Source organism: Streptomyces sp. MB09-02B (genome assembly GCF_033794485.1).
Classification (GTDB): Bacteria; Actinomycetota; Actinomycetes; order Streptomycetales; family Streptomycetaceae; genus Streptomyces.
In genome coordinates this window covers 1-15,205 of sequence record NZ_JARGEE010000066.1, presented here as the reverse complement: position 1 = coordinate 15,205, position 15,205 = coordinate 1, and the positions used below count along the sequence as shown (strand labels likewise).

The 15,205-nt window shown below is 70.8% G+C and carries 13 protein-coding genes; 7 read left to right on the top strand and 6 right to left on the bottom strand.

Annotated features, from left to right (window positions below; translation table 11 throughout):
- Positions 1-58 precede the first annotated feature (58 nt).
- The gene (locus tag P1P70_RS12585; RefSeq protein WP_319236901.1) at positions 59-286 is read left to right on the top strand and encodes a hypothetical protein; all 228 of its coding nucleotides are present in this window, start codon (positions 59-61) and stop codon (positions 284-286) included.
- Positions 287-390: 104 nt separating this feature from the next.
- On the opposite strand, the gene P1P70_RS12580 is transcribed toward P1P70_RS12585, so the two are convergent.
- From P1P70_RS12580 to P1P70_RS12570, 3 genes are read right to left on the bottom strand one after another with little or no spacing between them, the layout of a single operon-like run.
- Complete coding sequence (locus P1P70_RS12580) at positions 391-1,362, bottom strand: polyprenyl synthetase family protein (RefSeq protein WP_319236900.1); 972 nt, start codon at positions 1,360-1,362, stop codon at positions 391-393.
- A complete protein-coding gene (locus tag P1P70_RS12575) occupies positions 1,359-2,066 on the bottom strand; it encodes a 4'-phosphopantetheinyl transferase family protein (protein ID WP_319236899.1) in 708 nt (235 codons plus the stop codon). The genes P1P70_RS12580 and P1P70_RS12575 overlap by 4 nt, the downstream gene beginning before the upstream one ends.
- Positions 2,011-2,949 carry a metallophosphoesterase gene (locus P1P70_RS12570; protein ID WP_319236898.1) on the bottom strand — a complete coding sequence of 313 codons (939 nt, stop codon included), beginning with the start codon at positions 2,947-2,949 and terminating at the stop codon, positions 2,011-2,013. The genes P1P70_RS12575 and P1P70_RS12570 overlap by 56 nt, the downstream gene beginning before the upstream one ends.
- A gap of 251 nt (positions 2,950-3,200) precedes the next feature.
- On the opposite strand from P1P70_RS12570, the gene P1P70_RS12565 reads away from it, so the two are divergent.
- The gene (locus P1P70_RS12565) at positions 3,201-4,397 is read left to right on the top strand and encodes an ATP-grasp domain-containing protein (protein WP_319236897.1); all 1,197 of its coding nucleotides are present in this window, start codon (positions 3,201-3,203) and stop codon (positions 4,395-4,397) included.
- A 121-nt stretch (positions 4,398-4,518) separates the two neighbouring features.
- Here P1P70_RS12565 and P1P70_RS12560 read toward each other — a convergent pair whose 3' ends face one another.
- The 3 genes from P1P70_RS12560 to P1P70_RS12550 form a co-directional block, all read right to left on the bottom strand.
- Entirely contained in the window at positions 4,519-7,566 is a 3,048-nt protein-coding gene (locus tag P1P70_RS12560) for an alpha-mannosidase (RefSeq protein WP_319236896.1), read from the bottom strand.
- A gap of 86 nt (positions 7,567-7,652) precedes the next feature.
- On the bottom strand, positions 7,653-8,993 hold the full coding sequence (locus tag P1P70_RS12555; RefSeq protein ID WP_319236895.1) for a 6-phospho-beta-glucosidase: 1,341 nt from the start codon (positions 8,991-8,993) through the stop codon (positions 7,653-7,655).
- Between the two features lie 123 nt (positions 8,994-9,116).
- Positions 9,117-9,866, bottom strand: a complete 750-nt coding sequence (locus P1P70_RS12550) for a DeoR/GlpR family DNA-binding transcription regulator (RefSeq protein WP_319236894.1) — start codon at positions 9,864-9,866, stop codon at positions 9,117-9,119.
- A 160-nt stretch (positions 9,867-10,026) separates the two neighbouring features.
- Here P1P70_RS12550 and P1P70_RS12545 point away from each other — a divergent pair, with 160 nt between their 5' ends.
- The 5 genes from P1P70_RS12545 to P1P70_RS12525 form a co-directional block, all read left to right on the top strand.
- On the top strand, positions 10,027-11,046 hold the full coding sequence (locus P1P70_RS12545) for a carbohydrate kinase family protein (RefSeq protein ID WP_319236893.1): 1,020 nt from the start codon (positions 10,027-10,029) through the stop codon (positions 11,044-11,046).
- A gap of 54 nt (positions 11,047-11,100) precedes the next feature.
- Entirely contained in the window at positions 11,101-12,381 is a 1,281-nt protein-coding gene (locus tag P1P70_RS12540) for an ABC transporter substrate-binding protein (protein ID WP_319236892.1), read from the top strand.
- Between the two features lie 124 nt (positions 12,382-12,505).
- The gene (locus tag P1P70_RS12535) at positions 12,506-13,390 is read left to right on the top strand and encodes a sugar ABC transporter permease (protein WP_319236914.1); all 885 of its coding nucleotides are present in this window, start codon (positions 12,506-12,508) and stop codon (positions 13,388-13,390) included.
- Complete coding sequence (locus P1P70_RS12530; RefSeq protein ID WP_319236891.1) at positions 13,387-14,277, top strand: carbohydrate ABC transporter permease; 891 nt, start codon at positions 13,387-13,389, stop codon at positions 14,275-14,277. The genes P1P70_RS12535 and P1P70_RS12530 overlap by 4 nt, the downstream gene beginning before the upstream one ends.
- Positions 14,278-14,311: 34 nt before the next feature.
- The coding region (locus P1P70_RS12525; RefSeq protein WP_319236890.1) for an alkaline phosphatase family protein at positions 14,312-15,205 on the top strand (894 nt) is incomplete at its 3' end.

The following is a 15,205-nucleotide window of genomic DNA, read 5'->3' as shown; positions in this document are numbered from 1 at the left end:
GCCCGTATGCCGGGGCGGGCACGGAGTTTCGCCGATCCGACCAGGGGAGAGCCGTTCGATGCCGACCGCCGTACTGACCGACCGCGAGCGCGCCGCCGTACAGGCCTATCTGCGGCTGCTGGGAACCGTACGAGCAGCGTTCGACGGGCCGCCGGAGTCCCGCCGACCACCCGTGGTGCCGCCTGCCGCGCTCGCCGAGGCGGAGCAGGCACTGGCGGCGGCGGGCCTCTCGGGCAACGAGGAGGAGTTCTTCGAACTGCTGCGGAGCTGGTGCCCGCAGGTGTGAGGGAGGGCGGGCTCCGAGCGTCCGCCGGGTGACCTCCGACGGGCCGCCGGGTGACCTGCGACGGGCCGCCGGTGATCTCCGGCGGGCCGTCGCCGGGCCGGGCCCTAGGTCAGGTACATCCCGGCGGCCTGGTCCACCAGTTGACGCAGGGCCGGCACGTAGGTCTCGTCGCCGCCCAGTTCGGTGAGGACGCGGTGCGCGTCGTCGCGGAACGCCGTGAGGTCCTTCTCGAACCGGCGGAGCGCTGCGGGGGCGAGCAGCAGTGCGCGGAGCCGCGCGCGGGCCGGAGCGGAGTCCCGCGCGGCGCGCCCGAGTTCGGCGAACCGCTCCCTGGAGCCTGGGGGCGTCTCCTCCAGGGCGCAGGCGAGGAGATAGGTGACCGTGCCGTTGCGCAGGTCCTCGTCGCGGCCGGAGAGCAGGTCCTCCTGGTCGTTGCAGAGCTGCCAGAGGATTCCGAAGACATCGCCGAACTCCCGCCACAGTTCGGTCCGTTCGGGCCCGGCGCCGGAGAGGATCGCGGCCATCGCCGTGATCATCCCGAAGGGGGCGCCGGACTTCCCGCGATAGGCGGCCACGACCGCCTCGCGCGAGGCGTTCGCCAGGTCGCCGCGCAGGTCGCGCAGTTGGCCCTCCGCGGCGTCGATACAGCAGTCGACGATCTCCCGGGTGAGGGCGTTGCGCACCGCGTCCGGCACCGGCTGGGCCTGGACGACGCGGATGGGCAGGGCCTGTCCGCTGAGGACGGACGCCAGCAGCGCCTCGTCCGTGCCGAGTCCGGCGGGGGTGTGCGCGCCCTGGCCGTCCGCCAGGTCGTCGAGGTAGCAGGCGGAGGTCCACCACAGGACGTGCACGGCCGACAGGGGAACGGCCGGTCCCGGGGCTCCGGTCTCGGAGGCGTGCACGAGGAGCGGGAGCACGGACAGCGGGTACTTCATCTGCTGATGGCCCAGCAGCCCTGATATGGATCTTCGGACCGCCGCGGTCGACGGCCCGAGACTCTCCAGGGCGCCGGTGATCTCCGCGTCGATGTCCGACGCGACCTGTCGATGCAGCTCGACATAGGCAAGGGTGGTCATCCGGCGTCCTCGTCCTCGGTGGGGAAGGGAACCGCAACAGCCGTCGCCGCCAGCCCCCTCCGGACGGTCCAGCGTCCGGCGAAGGTGTCGACGCGACGGCCGCCCACCACCGGTCCGGGCACGAGGAGTTCGGCGCGCAGCCCGCCGGAGCGGCCGTCGGGGCCGACGGTCAGCTCGATGTCGGCCTCCGAGAAGTCCAGCCACCGCCGTGTGAGCGGGAACCACGCCTTGTAGACGGACTCCTTGGCGCTGAAGAGCAGCCGGTCCCAGTGGACCGAGGGGTGGTCGGCGGTCAGCCGGCGCAGTCGCGTCTCCTCGGTGGGCAGGGCGATCGCCGTCAGGACGCCCTCGGGCAGGGCGTCGTGGGGTTCGGCGTCGATGCCGAGGGAGGCGAGGTCGACGGCGCGGACCAGGGCGGCGGCGGCGTACCCCTCGCAGTGGGTCATGCTGCCGGTCAGGCCGTCCGGCCAGCCGGGAGCGCCGCCTTCGCCCGGCACTATCGCCTGCGGGGCGACCCCGAGCTTCTCCATGGCCCGCCGGGCGCAGGCACGGACGAGGGTGAACTCGTGGCGCCGCTTCTCCACCGCCCGGGCGACGACCGCCTCCTCCTCGGGGTACAGCTCCACCCCCTCGACGGCGGCGGCCGCCTCATGGGCGTGCGCCTCCACGACCACGACCGCCCCCGGGAGCAGTTCCTCGATCACCGGCTCCGACCTCCATCGGCAGAATGCGGCGCAGCCGGCCCGGGGGTTCCGGACGCGGTCGCCACTCGCGGGGGTATCCCACGGACACCTCTTCGAAGCGGACCCCGTCGAGCCAGGTGGTCCGCGGGATGTGCAGATGGCCGTAGACCATGACCTCGACGTTGAAGCGCCGGTGCCAGTCGGCGGTCAGCTCCGTGCCGCACCACATGGCGAACTCGGGGTACCACAGGACGTCCGTCGGGTGCCGGTCCAGGGGGTAGTGATTGACCAGCACCTTCGGCAGGTCGGGCGGCAGTTCGGCGAGCCTGCGTTCGGTCTCGGCGACGCGGGCGCGGCACCAGTCCTCGCGGCTCGGGTACGGGTCGGGGTGGAGCACGTGCTCGTCGGTGCAGACCACTCCGGTGCCGTGCGCGTACTCCAGGCCCTCCGCCTTGGTGGCGCACCCCTCGGGCAGGAACGAGTAGTCGTACAACAGGAACAGCGGCGCGACCACCACCGGGCCGCCGGGCCCCTCCCAGAGGGGGTACGGGTCCTCGGGGGTGACGACGCCCAGCTCCCGGCAGAGGGCGACGAGATGGTCGTACCGTTCGACGCCCCGGTACGGGACGGTCTCGCTGGGGTGGGTCCACAGTTCGTGGTTGCCCGGCACCCAGACGACCTTGGCGAAGCGGCCGGCGAGTGTGGTGAGCGCCCAGCGGATGTCGGCGACGCTCTCGGAGACGTCACCGGCCACCAGCAGCCAGTCGTCGTCGGTCTCGGGGCGCATCCGCTCGACCAGGGCGCGGTTCTCGGGGTAGCCGATGTGCAGATCACTGACGGCCAGCAGATTTCCGTGACGGCCGACCCTGGGCTCCACCCGTGCTCCTTTCCGAACACCGAACATCAACACGAGAACACAGGTGAGCACCCGCCGACAAGACCGACCTGGCGGGGCGACGCGGACGCATCCCGGCGCGCCCGTCCCACAAGGATTAACACGCGCGTGACAGAAACCTGGGCCCCAGTGGCCGTATGATCCGTCCTACACCACCGCCACGCCCCTCCTTCGCGTACGGCGGTTCGGCGTACCTCCATCCCCCCTGGCCGGGCACGGCCTGCTTCGCCCTGCCCGCGAACCTTGGAAAGGCGGCCTGCATGGTCTCTCGCGTACGCGTCTGGCTCAACCGCACGTACGCGGAGAATGTCTTCTTCATGGATCAGCTGCGGCATAATCCGCACGCTCGTCCGGTGGAGATCCATGCCACGCACGGTGACGCCGACTCCCCCGTCCTGGCCGCCGCCGACACCGCCGACCTGGAGCCCGAGGGTCTCTCCCCCGCCGCGTACGTGGAGTACGCGCTCGACCAGTGCGCCAAGCGCGGGATCGACGTCTTCGTGCCCCGGCTGCACCAGGCGGCCCTCGCCGCGCACCGCGAGGAGTTCGCCGCCGCCGGTACGGCCCTGCTGGCGCCGACCGCCGGGGCCATCGAGGTCTTCGAGGACAAGGTGACCGCGTACGAGGCGGTCCGGGAGCACGGGATTCCGGTGCCGCCGTGGTACCGGGTGACGAACGCCGACGAACTCGTGGCCGCCGTCGAGGAGTTGGAGGCCGGGGGGCACAAGGCGTGCTTCAAGCCGGCGTCCGGGGCGGGCGGTGTGGGCTTCCGTGTCGTCACGCGCGCCCCCTTCTCGCTCGATCACCTCAGCGGTTTCCCCAGCCCGTACGTGCAGCTCGACATGGTCGTGGAGGCGGTACGGGAGGCCGAGGAGCCCGTCGACTGGATGGTGATGCCGCGGCTGGAGCAGCCGGAGGTGTCCGTCGACTGCCTCACCGGCCCCGACGGCCGGGTCCGGATGGTCGTGGGCCGCACCAAGAACGGCCGCCGGCGCGGATTCACGCTCCACCCGGCGTGGATCGAGCCGGCGCGGCGGATCGCGGAGCGGTTCGGGCTGCACTATCTGACGAACATCCAGTTCCGGATGTACGGCGACGAGCCGGTCCTCATGGACGTCAACACGCGTCCGGCGGGTGGGCTGCACCAGCTCGCGCTGTGCGGGATCAACGCGCCGTGGGCGGCTGTGCGGTTGGCGCTCGGCGAGGAGACGGGGGACGTGCTGCCGACGCGGTTGGGGCAGGACTACACGGTGGTGTCGGGGCCGCGGCCGGTGCGGCCGGTGTCGTTGCCGCATCAGGTGGCTGAGGTGTCAGTGCCCGAGGTACCTGTGGCCGAGGTGGGGGTCGTCGGCGGGCCGGTTGCCGAGGTGGCGGTCGCTGTGGATGCGCGGCCGGTGGCTGTCGCGCCGCCGGTGGCGTGCAAGCCGACGGCCGCGGACCGGCCCCTCGCCGTCTGAGCCACCAGGGGCCGCGCCCCTTCGAACCCCGTCCGCGGTCCGGTGGGGCTTCTCGCGCAGTTCCCCGCGCCCCTGAAAGGCCTGCGGCCGTTTCAGGGGCGCGGGGACGGCGTTCAGCCTGTCACCGCTTCCCCACCGCCAGCCGCAGCGTCTGCACCTCGAACGGGCGCAGTGTCACCGGGACGCCGTTGCCGTCCGTGGCCGCCTCCGACAGGGGGCGTTCCAGCAGGTCGGTGATCTGGGCCCCCGCGAGCGGGAATCCGGTGCGCAGCACGCCCCGGGCCCGGCCGCCGCTCGACTCGTAGATGCGGACCACGACGTCGCCCGAGGCGTCGTCGGCGAGCTTGACCGCCTCGACGGTGACGCCCTCGCCGTCCACGGAGACGACCGGTTCGGGCGCGCCCGCCGCGTCCGCGACGCGCAGCGGCAGGTTGAGGGCGTAGCCCTCGGCGACCGCGTCCTCGATGCTCGCGCCCGGCAGGAGGGAGTACGTGAAGCGGTGCTTGCCCTGGTCGGCCTCGGGGTCCGGGATGCGCGGGGCGCGGACCAGGCTGAGGCGGACCGTGGTGGTCGTACCGCCGTCCTCGCGGACCGTCCGGGAGACGTCGTGGCCGTACGTCGAGTCGTTGATGACCGCGACGCCGTAGCCGGGTTCGCCGACGTGCACCCAGCGGTGGCCGGAGACCTCGAAGCGGGCCGCCTCCCAGCTGGTGTTGGTGTGGGTGGGGCGCTGGATGTGGCCGAACTGGATCTCGGCGGAGGAGTGGGCGGCGCGGACGTCGATCGGGAAGCCGGCCTTGAGGAACTTCTCGGCCTCGTGCCAGTCGATGTCGGTCTCGAAGTCGATCCGAGGGCTGCCCGCGCGGAGGGTGATCGTCTGGGTGAGGCGGGAGCCCTTGCCGAAGGAGCACTCCACGCGGATCGCGCCGAGGAGGGGGTCCTCCTCGACCACGGTGATCGACTCGGGGTCCAGCAGGTCCGTGTAGCGGTTCTTGTAGTGCTTGTCGACGTCCCACGCGTCCCAGTAGTTGGGGAGGTCGGTGTGCAGGCGGAGCAGGTTGCCCTGGTCGCCGAGGACCTCGCGGTCGGCGACCAGGTCGCGGACCGAGGCGAGGGTGCCGTCCTCGGCGATCTCGACCCGGACCAGGCCGTTGTCGAGGACTCGGCCGGATACGGTGACGGGGTGCGGCGGTGCGGCGGGGGTGAGGGGTGCGCTGCCGTTCGCGGGGACGGTGACGTACGCCGGTGCGCCCGCGGTCGTACGGACCACCTCGGCCCGGTCCCGCGGGCTGGTGTTGAAGACGCGCGCGTCACCCGCGCCGAGCGCGGCGACCGCCTCGGTCGTCAGCTCCTCCAGTTCCTTGGCCACCCGCGCGTACTCGGCCTCGGCCTCGCGGTGCACCCAGGCGATGGACGAGCCCGGCAGGATGTCGTGGAACTGGTGGAGGAGGACCGTCTTCCAGAGGCGGTCGAGCTTCTCGTACGGGTAGGCGTAGTCCGGCGCGTGGAGCGCAGCCGTCGTCGCCCACAGCTCCGCCTCGCGCAGCTTGTGCTCGCTGCGGCGGTTGCCCTGCTTGGTGCGGGCCTGGGAGGTGTACGTGGCGCGGTGCAGCTCCAGGTACAGCTCGCCGTTCCAGACGGGGGCGTCCTCGTACTCGGCGCGGGCCTTGGCGAAGAACTCGTCGGGGTGTTCGACGACGACCTTCGGCGAGCCCTCCAGGTCCGCGAGGCGGCGGGCGCGTTCCATGATCTCGCGGGTGGGGCCGCCGCCGCCGTCGCCCCAGCCGAAGGGGGCCAGGGAGCGCTTCCCTGCGCCCTTCTCCTGGTAGTTGCGGACGGCGCGGTCCATCTCCTCGCCGCTGAAGCGGGCGTTGTAGGTGTCGACCGGCGGGAAGTGGGTGAAGATGCGGGTGCCGTCGATGCCCTCCCACCAGAAGGTGTGGTGGGGGAAGCGGTTGGTCTGGTTCCAGGAGATCTTCTGGGTGAGGAACCACTCGTTGCCGGCGAGTTTGGCGAGCTGCGGGTAGGAGGCGTTGTAGCCGAAGGAGTCCGGCAGCCAGACGCCCTTGGTCTCGATGCCGAAGTGCTCGATGAAGAACCGCTTGCCGTGGACGAGCTGGCGGGCGATGGCCTCGCCGCCGGGCAGGTTGCCGTCGGACTCGACCCACATGCCGCCGACCGGGACCCACTGGCCCTTGTCGACGGCCTTCTTGATCCGCTCCCACACCTGCGGGTAGTTGTCGCGCACCCACTCGTACTGCACGGCCTGGGAGCAGGCGAAGATGAAGTCCTCGTACTCGTCGGCCAGCGCGGTGACGTTGGAGAAGGTGCGGGAGGTCTTGCGCTTGGTCTCGCGGATGGGCCAGAGCCAGGCGGAGTCGATGTGGGCGTGGCCGACACCGGAGATGGTGTGGGCGCTGGCGTGGGCGGGCTTGGCGAGGACCGGGGCGAGGATCTCGCGGACGGCGGTGGCGCTGCCGGAGACGTCGTCGAGGTCGACGGCGTCCATGGCCCGGTCCAGGGCGTGCAGGATCTCGTGGCGGCGGGGCTCGTGCTCGCCGAGGTGCACCATCAGCTCGCGCAGCACCTGGAGGTCCAGGTCGAGGTGGAAGACCTCCTCGTCGAGGACGGCGATGTCGGCGCGCCGGAAGGTGTAGAGCGGCTTGTCGCCGGCGGTCAGGATGTCGCCGAGCGGGGTGATCTTGGAGAAGTTGTCGGCGAGGATGTCGGGGTTGGAGGCCGCCTCGACCAGGTAGTCGATGGTCTCGCCGCCGCGTACGGGGTTGCCGATCGGGACGTACTGGTTGAGCGGGTTGACCGCCTTCAGCGGGGTGCCGTCAGCGAGGTGGACCAGAGCCTCGGCCTGGTTGCCGGGCCAGTCGCCGACGAAGCCGAGGTCGATGACGGACTCGACCCGGCGGCCCGCCCACTCGGCGGGGACCTGGCCGCGCATCCGGAACCAGGTGGTGCCCCACGGCGGGCCCCAGGGGGTGTCCATCGCGAACGGGGTGTACGAGGCCGCCGCGGCCTCCTCGAAGGGCACCGGTTCGCCCGGCGCCTGCCAGGCCTCGACCTCGAAGGGCACAGTGGCCGCGTAGATCGCGGGCTTGATGCGTTGGGTGTGGACGCGCTCTACGCGTTCCTCGATCCGGCGGCGTTCGTCATGCATGTGAGGTCTCCAGAGAGGGGGCGGAGCAGAAAGCGGAGGGAGCGGGTGGGGAGATCGAGGACGGTAAGCGCTTTCCGGGCGGGAGCCTACTTCAGGTATCCCAGGCCAGGGTGCACGGCCGTGTAGCCCTCGACCAGACGGCGTGCGACGTTGACCGAGTCGACCAGCGGGTGCAGGGCGAAGGCCTTCACCGCGGTCGTCCGGGAACCCGCCTCGGCCGCCGCCAGGACCTCGCGTTCGACGGCCTTGACCGCGCAGACCAGGCCGGTGGCGTGGTCCGGCAGGGGCGCGACGGAGACCGGGTGGGCGCCGTTGGCGTCGACCAGGCAGGGCACCTCGATGACGGCCTCGGTGTCGAGGGTCGTGAGGGTGCCCTTGTTGCGGACGTTGAGGATGAGGGTGGTGCGCTCGTCGCGGGCGATGGCCCGCATCAGGGCGAGGGCGACCTTCTCGTAGCCGCCGGAGAGGTCGTCGGCGTCGCGTTCGCCGGCGCCGGCCGTCTCCCGGTTCTCCGACATGTAGGTGGCCTCGCGCTCGGCGCGGGTGCGGTCCCAGGCCTTGAGGGCGTGGGCGTCGGGGCGGCGCATCTCCTCGTAGAAGTGGGCCTGTTGCTCCTTGAGGAAGGCGCCGCGGGTCTTCTCGACGGCCTGGTAGGCGCGGACGGCCTCACGGTTGAAGTAGTAGTAGTGCAGGTACTCGTTGGGGATCGCGCCGAGGGACTGGAGCCAGTCGACCCCGAAGAGCTTGCCCTCCTCGAAGGAGCCGAGCAGGTCGCGGTCGGCGAGCAGGCGCGGGAGTTCGTCGCGGCCGGCGATGTGCAGACCGCGGACCCAGCCCAGGTGGTTGAGGCCGACGTAGTCGATCCAGGCCTCGGCCGGTTTGGCCGCCCCGAGGACGCGGGCGATCCGGCGGCCGAGGCCCACGGGGGAGTCGCAGATGCCGATGACGCGGTCGCCGAGGTGACGGGACATGGCCTCGGTGACCAGGCCCGCCGGGTTGGTGAAGTTGATGAGCCAGGCCTCGGGGGCGAGGCGGGCCACGCGCCGGGCGATGTCCACGGCGACCGGGACCGTGCGCAGGCCGTAGGCGATGCCGCCGGCGCCGACGGTCTCCTGGCCGAGGACGCCTTCGGCCAGGGCCACGCTCTCGTCGTTCGCGCGGCCCTCCAGGCCGCCGACCCGGATCGCGGAGAAGATGAAGTCGGCGCCGGTGAGGGCCTCGTCGAGGTCGGTGGTGGCGGTCACCTCGGGGGCGTCGGGGACGTCGGCGGCCTGCTCGGCGAGGACGCGGGTGACGGCGGAGAGCCGCTCGGCGTCCAGGTCGTGCAGGACGACACGGGTGACCCGGCCCTCGGCGCGGTCCCCGAGGAGCGCCCCGTACACGAGGGGCACCCGGAATCCTCCGCCGCCCAGAATCGTCAGCTTCACGCAACTACCACCTTTGCCGATCGTGCGTTCGTGAGGGCCGTCCGGACACCGTTCGTCCGGACCGCTCCGCCACCGTGTGCGGGAGGTGTCCGACACGTGTCAGCCGCGCGCCCCGGAGGGCGGTCACGGCGTGACCACTTCGACGCCCGCGTCCTCCAACGACGCGCGGGTGGTCTGCTCCACCGGCCCGTTGGTGACGACGACGTCGAGTTCCCTGGGGCCGCAGACCTTCGCCATGCCCGTCCCGGGGAACTTCGCGGAGTCGGCGAGCAGGACGACCCTGTCGCTCGCCCTGATCATCGCGCGTTTGACGGGGACCTCGACGACGGTCGTGTCCATCACCTGTCCACCGGGGCGCACTCCACTCGTTCCGAGGAACAGCCAGTCGGCGTGGAGTTGACGGAGGTTGTCCTCGGTGAGGAAGCCGACGAGGGAACGGTACTCGCGGCGGACCATGCCGCCGAGCAGCACCAGTTCGATGCCCTCGTCGTCGGCCAGCTCCTCGTAGACCACCAGGTTGCTGGTGATCACGGTGAGGCGGCGGCCGTGCAACTGCCGGGCCAGGCGGTAGGCGGTGGTCCCGATGTCGAGGAGCACGGACTGCCCGTCGTGGACCATCGACGCGGCCTTGGCCGCTATCGCGTCCTTCTCGGCCACCCGCACCTCGGCGACCTCGGCGAAGGGCTGGTCGCCCTCGTCCACGACCGCGCCGCCGTGCACCCGGGTGAGCAGCCCCTCCTCCTCCAGCCGGACGAGGTCCCGCCGGATGGTGGCGGGGCTCACACCGAGCTGTTCGGACAGGTCGGTGACCGCCGCCGGCCCGCCTGATCGCAGGGCCCGCAGGATGAGTTGATGTCGTCTCTCTGCCAGCACGCGCTGAACAGTACTCGTCATTCCCAATCAAATCCATGCTCACTTCTGCTCGACTCTTGCCAAACTTCCCGGAGGCGCGCACGATCTGTGCACCGAAATTGAAGACTTTTGAAGAGTGATCTTCGAAGGCCTTCTCAGGTGTCGACGAGAGGGTGCGCGCGTGGACGACGACCGGCCCGACGTGCTGCTGACCGGGCTGCTCTTCTACGACCTCGTGCTCACGGGGCTGGGCAGGCCGCCCACACCCGGCGAGGAGATCTGGACCGACGGCATGGGCTGCGGTCCGGGCGGCATCGCCAACCTGGCGGTGGCCACCGCCCGTTTCGGCCTGCGGACCTCGCTGGCCACGGTCTTCGGCGACGACTACTACGGCCAGTACTGCCGTGAGGTCCTCGCCGGGCAGGAGGGCGTCGACCTCTCCCTCTCGCGCACCGCCGACGGCTGGCACACCCCCGTCACCGTCTCCCTCGCCCACGGTCACGACCGGGCCCTGGTCACCCACGGCCAGGAACCGCCCTACTCGCAGGACGTCCTGATGGGCGACCCGCCCGAGGCGCGCACAGCGCTCGTGCACATCGAGGCCGAGCCGCGCGAGTGGCTCGCCAAAGCCGCCGCGAACGGCACGCTCGTCTACGCGGACGTCGGCTGGGACCCCACCCAGCAGTGGTCGCGCGACCTGCTCGACCAACTCGCCCTGTGCCACGCCTTCCTCCCCAACGAGACCGAGGCGATGGCCTACACCCGCACCGACAGCGCGGTCGCCGCGCTCGGCACCCTGAGCGAGCTGGTGCCGGTGGCCGTGGTCACCCGCGGCGGCGAGGGCGCGGTCGCGGTGGACCAGACGACCGGGGAGTACGCGGAGGTGCCGGCCCTGGACGTCGACGTGCTCGACGCGACGGGCGCCGGCGACGTCTTCGGCGCGAGCTTCGTCGCCGCCTCCCTCGGCGGCTGGCCCCTGACGGAACGGCTGCGGTTCGCCGTCCTGTCCGCCGGACTCTCCGTGGGCCGACACGGCGGAGGCCTCGCCGCGCCCGGCTGGTACGGCGTCGAGCGCTGGTGGCGCTCGCTGACCGACCCCGAGCTGAAGCAGGCCTACGGCTTCCTCGCGGACCGCATCCCCGCCGACGTCGGCCCACCGGTGCGCCACGCCCCGGTCACCCCGCCCGCGCGGCTCCACTGACCCCACGCACAACAGCCCTGAAGTACCACGAACAGGAACAAACAGGAGTGACCCGTGGACCTTTCTCGTAGAGGCTTCCTCCAGGCTGCCGTGTTCACCGCGGCCGCCTCCGGCCTGACCGTCGCCTGTGGCGGCGGCTCGGATTCCGGCGGCACCAAGAACGGCAAGAACCTCACCATGTGGTACTGGGGCGGAGCCCTCAGCGACAAGGTGGTCGCCGAGGCCAAGACGCACTTCAAGAGCCAGATCAAGCTGACCAGTTCCTCCATCGGCGGCGACTTCAAGCAGAAGCTCACCACCACGCTCGCGGCGGGCGGCTCCTCCGTGCCGGACATCACCGGCATCAAGGGCGAGGACATCGCCTCCTTCCTGCCCAACGCGGACCGCTTCCTCGACCTGAACGACCTGGGCTTCAAGAAGCTCTCCTCCCAGTACCTGGAGTGGAAGACCAAGCTCGCCCAGACCGAGGACGGCAAGCAGATCGGCTTCCCGATCGACATCGGCCCCACCGCGCTCTTCTACCGCGCCGACCAGTTCGAGAAGGCGGGGCTGCCCAGCGACCCGGCGAAGGTCGCCGCCGAGGCCAAGACCTGGGACGACTACTTCGCGCTCGGCACCGAGCTGAAGAAGGCGCTGCCCGGCACCTTCCTCATCAACAACATGGGCTCGGTGTTCAGCATCGCGGTCGGTCAGGGCACCACGCGGTTCATCGACCAGGACAACCACTTCATCGGCGACCAGGACCACATCCGCGCCGCGTGGGACCACGCGATACGCGCCTACACGCTCGGCCTCGACGCCAAGATCAACGACCAGAGCTGGAACGCCGCCGTCGGCAAGAGCCTGACCACCGAGGTCGGCGCCGCCTGGCACGCGCTGGACATCGAGTCGGCGGCGCCGAACACCAAGGGCAAGTGGCGTGTCTGCGCGACCCCGGGCGGGCCGGCCAACCAGGGCGGTTCCTACCTGACCCTGCCCAAGCAGTGCCGCAACCCCGAAGAGGCGTTCAAGATCATCAGTTGGATCCTCAGCCCCGACAACAACGCCAAGAGCTTCGCCGACGCCACCATCTTCCCCGCCTCCCCGGAGACGTACGCGATGCCGGCGATGACGGGCCCCGACGCCTTCTTCGGCGGGCAGAAGATCATCGAGGTCTTCGGTCCGGCCGCCGAGGCCATCCCCGTCAGCTACGAGGCGCCCGCCGACTCGGCGGTCATGGCTCCCTTCATGGCCGAGCTGACCAGCATCGAGGCCAAGGGCAAGAAGCCCGACGACGCCTGGAAGGACGCGGTCTCGCAGGCCAAGCAGATCGCCAGGCGACAGGGGGTGAACTGAGGTGTCGTCACCTCCGGTGACCGGTCCCGCCACGGTGCCCGAGCACCGTGGCGGGCCGGGCCCGGCCCGCTTCCGCCCGCGGCGCACCCCGCCCGCGGGCGTCGCTCGGCCCACGCGTCGCGGGGTGCTGTCGTACTGGCGGCAGTACCTCGCGATCTCGCCCTTCTATCTGATCTTCCTCGGTTTCTCGTTCGTCCCTGTCTTCTATTCGCTGTACCTGGCCTTCCAGCGCTACGACGGGCTGGGCACCAAGCAGTTCGTGGGTCTGCAGCAGTTCGAGTTCCTCTGGAGCGACCCGGTCTTCTGGCTGTCCATCCGCAACACCCTGATCATCTGGGTTTTGTCCACGGTCCCCACGCTCTTCGGCGCGCTCGTGCTGGCGACGCTGCTGCACTCGGTGCGCCGCTTCAAGGGCTTCTACCGCATCGCCCTGTACGTGCCCAACGTGACGTCGATCGTCGCCGTGGCGATCTTCTTCGGCGCGGTGTTCAGCAACGACTTCGGTCTGGTCAACGCGATTCTGGGCATGGTCGGCATCTCACCCGTGCCCTGGCTGAGCGACCCGTGGCTGATCAAGGTGGTCATCGCCCTGCTGATGACCTGGATGTGGACCGGCTACAACATGATCATCTACCTGGCCGGCCTCCAGGCCATCCCACAGTCGGTCTACGAGGCGGCCAGGATGGACGGCGCCGGCCCGATCCGCACCTTCTTCCAGATCACCATCCCGATCATGCGGCCGATCATCCTGTTCACCGTCGTCATCTCGACCATCAACGGTCTGCAGAGCTTCAGCGAACCCCAGGTGCTCTTCGCCAGCAACGCCGCCAACCAGAACCTCGGCGGGCCGGGCCAGGCGGGCCTGACCACCCTGCTGTACTTCTACCAGTCGGCCTTCCTCGACAACGACTACGGCTACGGCGCGGCCATCGTGTGGGCCTTCTTCGTACTGATCATCGTGCTCGTCGTCATCAACTGGCGCATCGTGCAACGAGGGAGGAAGGCATGACGACCGCCACCACGCCCCGGCCGCCGGCCACGGCCGCGAAGCCGAACCCGGGCGCCGGGCGGCCGCGCCGCCCCAAGGGCCTGTCCCCGCACCTCTTCCTGATCCTCGCCGTCGTGATCTCGGTCTTCCCGTTCCTGTGGACGATCGTGATGGCGACCAACACCACCCGGGACATCTACAAGAGCCCGCCGAAGCTGACCTTCGGCTCGCACCTGCTGGAGAACATCCGCGGTGTGCTCGACACGGTCGACTTCTTCGGGTCGATGCTCAACACGATCGTCATCGCCGGTGTCACCACGGTCCTGGTGCTGTTCGTCGACTCCCTGGCGGCCTTCGCCTTCGCCAAGTTCGAGTTCCCCGGGCGCAGGTTGCTCTTCGGCCTGCTCCTGGTGTTCATGATGCTGCCGCTGCAGCTGGCCGTCCTGCCGCAGTTCATCCTGATGTCCGAGCTCGGCTGGGTCGGCATGCTCAAGGCGCTGGTCTGGCCCGCGCTGTCCAACGCCTTCGGCATCTTCTGGCTGCGCCAGTACATCGAGAACGGGGTGCCCGACGAGCTGCTGGACGCGGCGCGCATCGACGGCGCCGGATTCTTCCGGCAGTACTGGAACGTCGCCCTGCCGATGATCAGACCCGCGATGTCCTTCCTCGCCATCTACGCCTTCGTCGGCGCCTGGAACGACTACGTCTGGCCGCTGATCGTGCTCACCAACCCCGACCACGTCACGCTCCAGGTGGAGCTGGCCCAGCTCAACGTCGGCCACAACACCGACTACAGCATGGTGATGGCCGGTGTGCTGATGGCGTCCCTCCCCCTGGTGATCGTCTTCGCCGTCTTCGCGCGGGGCTTCATCGCGGGGGCCACCGAGGGCGCGGTCCAGGGCAGTTGAACCCGCGGTACAGGGGCGGGTGGCGGGTGGTCCGGTGTCGAGACAGAGGGGCGCGGTGGTGGACTCCGAGAGCGGCGGGCGGCCGGAGCGCGGCAAGGTACTGGTGGTGGGCATGGACGGGGTGCGCTTCGACCGGCTCACCCGCTCGTCGGCCGCGGCGCCCGTGCTGCACGGCCTGATGGCCACCGGGGTCCACGGCAGCAGTCTGCTGCCCTACGGCGAGGTGGACGGCCAGGCCGAGGGCGGGCCGTCCACCAGCATGGCCTACACCGACTCCGGTCCCGGCTGGTCGAGCGTGCTGACCGGGGTGTGGCCCGACCGGCACGGGGTGACCGGCAACGACTTCGAGGGCGCCGACTACGTCCGTCACCCCGACTTCCTCTGCCGGGCCGCCGCCGCGCGCCCCGGTCTGCGCACGGCGGCCGCGGTGTCCTGGCCGGAGCTGGTGCTGCGCGGAACCCTCGGCCCCGCCATCGGCACCCGTGTGTGGTTCGACGGCGAGTCCGACGGTTACGAGGGCGCGGACCACCTCGTCGCCCGTACCGCCGTGCGCTGGCTCACCGAGGGCGACCCGGACGCGCTGTTCGTCTACTTCGGCGCCACCGACGAGGCCGGCCACGCCACGGGCCCCCTCAGCCCCGCCTACGACCGGGCCCTGCTCGCCCAGGACGCCCACCTCGGGCAGTTGCTGGAGGCGATCGACGCCCGGCGCCGCGACCCCGCCCGCGCGGACGAGCACTGGACGGTCGTGGTCACCACCGACCACGGACATCTCGACACCGGCGGGCACGGCGGCGACACCCGCGCCGAACGCGAGGTCTTCGTGGTCCTCGCCGAGCCGGGAACACCGTCCGGCGGAACCTCCGCCGGCACCCGTCTCGACGCCCCCCGCCTCATCGACATCGCCCCCACCGTCCTCGACCGGCTC

Bases quoted from the DNA above. Each gene is read 5' to 3' on its own strand.
- P1P70_RS12585 (WP_319236901.1), top strand. From the start codon at position 59: ATGCCGACCGCCGTACTGACCGACCGCGAGCGCGCCGCCGTACAGGCC.
- P1P70_RS12580 (WP_319236900.1), bottom strand. From the start codon at position 1,362: ATGACCACCCTTGCCTATGTCGAGCTGCATCGACAGGTCGCGTCGGAC.
- P1P70_RS12570 (WP_319236898.1), bottom strand. From the start codon at position 2,949: ATGTTCGGTGTTCGGAAAGGAGCACGGGTGGAGCCCAGGGTCGGCCGT.
- P1P70_RS12565 (WP_319236897.1), top strand. From the start codon at position 3,201: ATGGTCTCTCGCGTACGCGTCTGGCTCAACCGCACGTACGCGGAGAAT.
- P1P70_RS12560 (WP_319236896.1), bottom strand. From the start codon at position 7,566: ATGCATGACGAACGCCGCCGGATCGAGGAACGCGTAGAGCGCGTCCAC.
- P1P70_RS12530 (WP_319236891.1), top strand. From the start codon at position 13,387: ATGACGACCGCCACCACGCCCCGGCCGCCGGCCACGGCCGCGAAGCCG.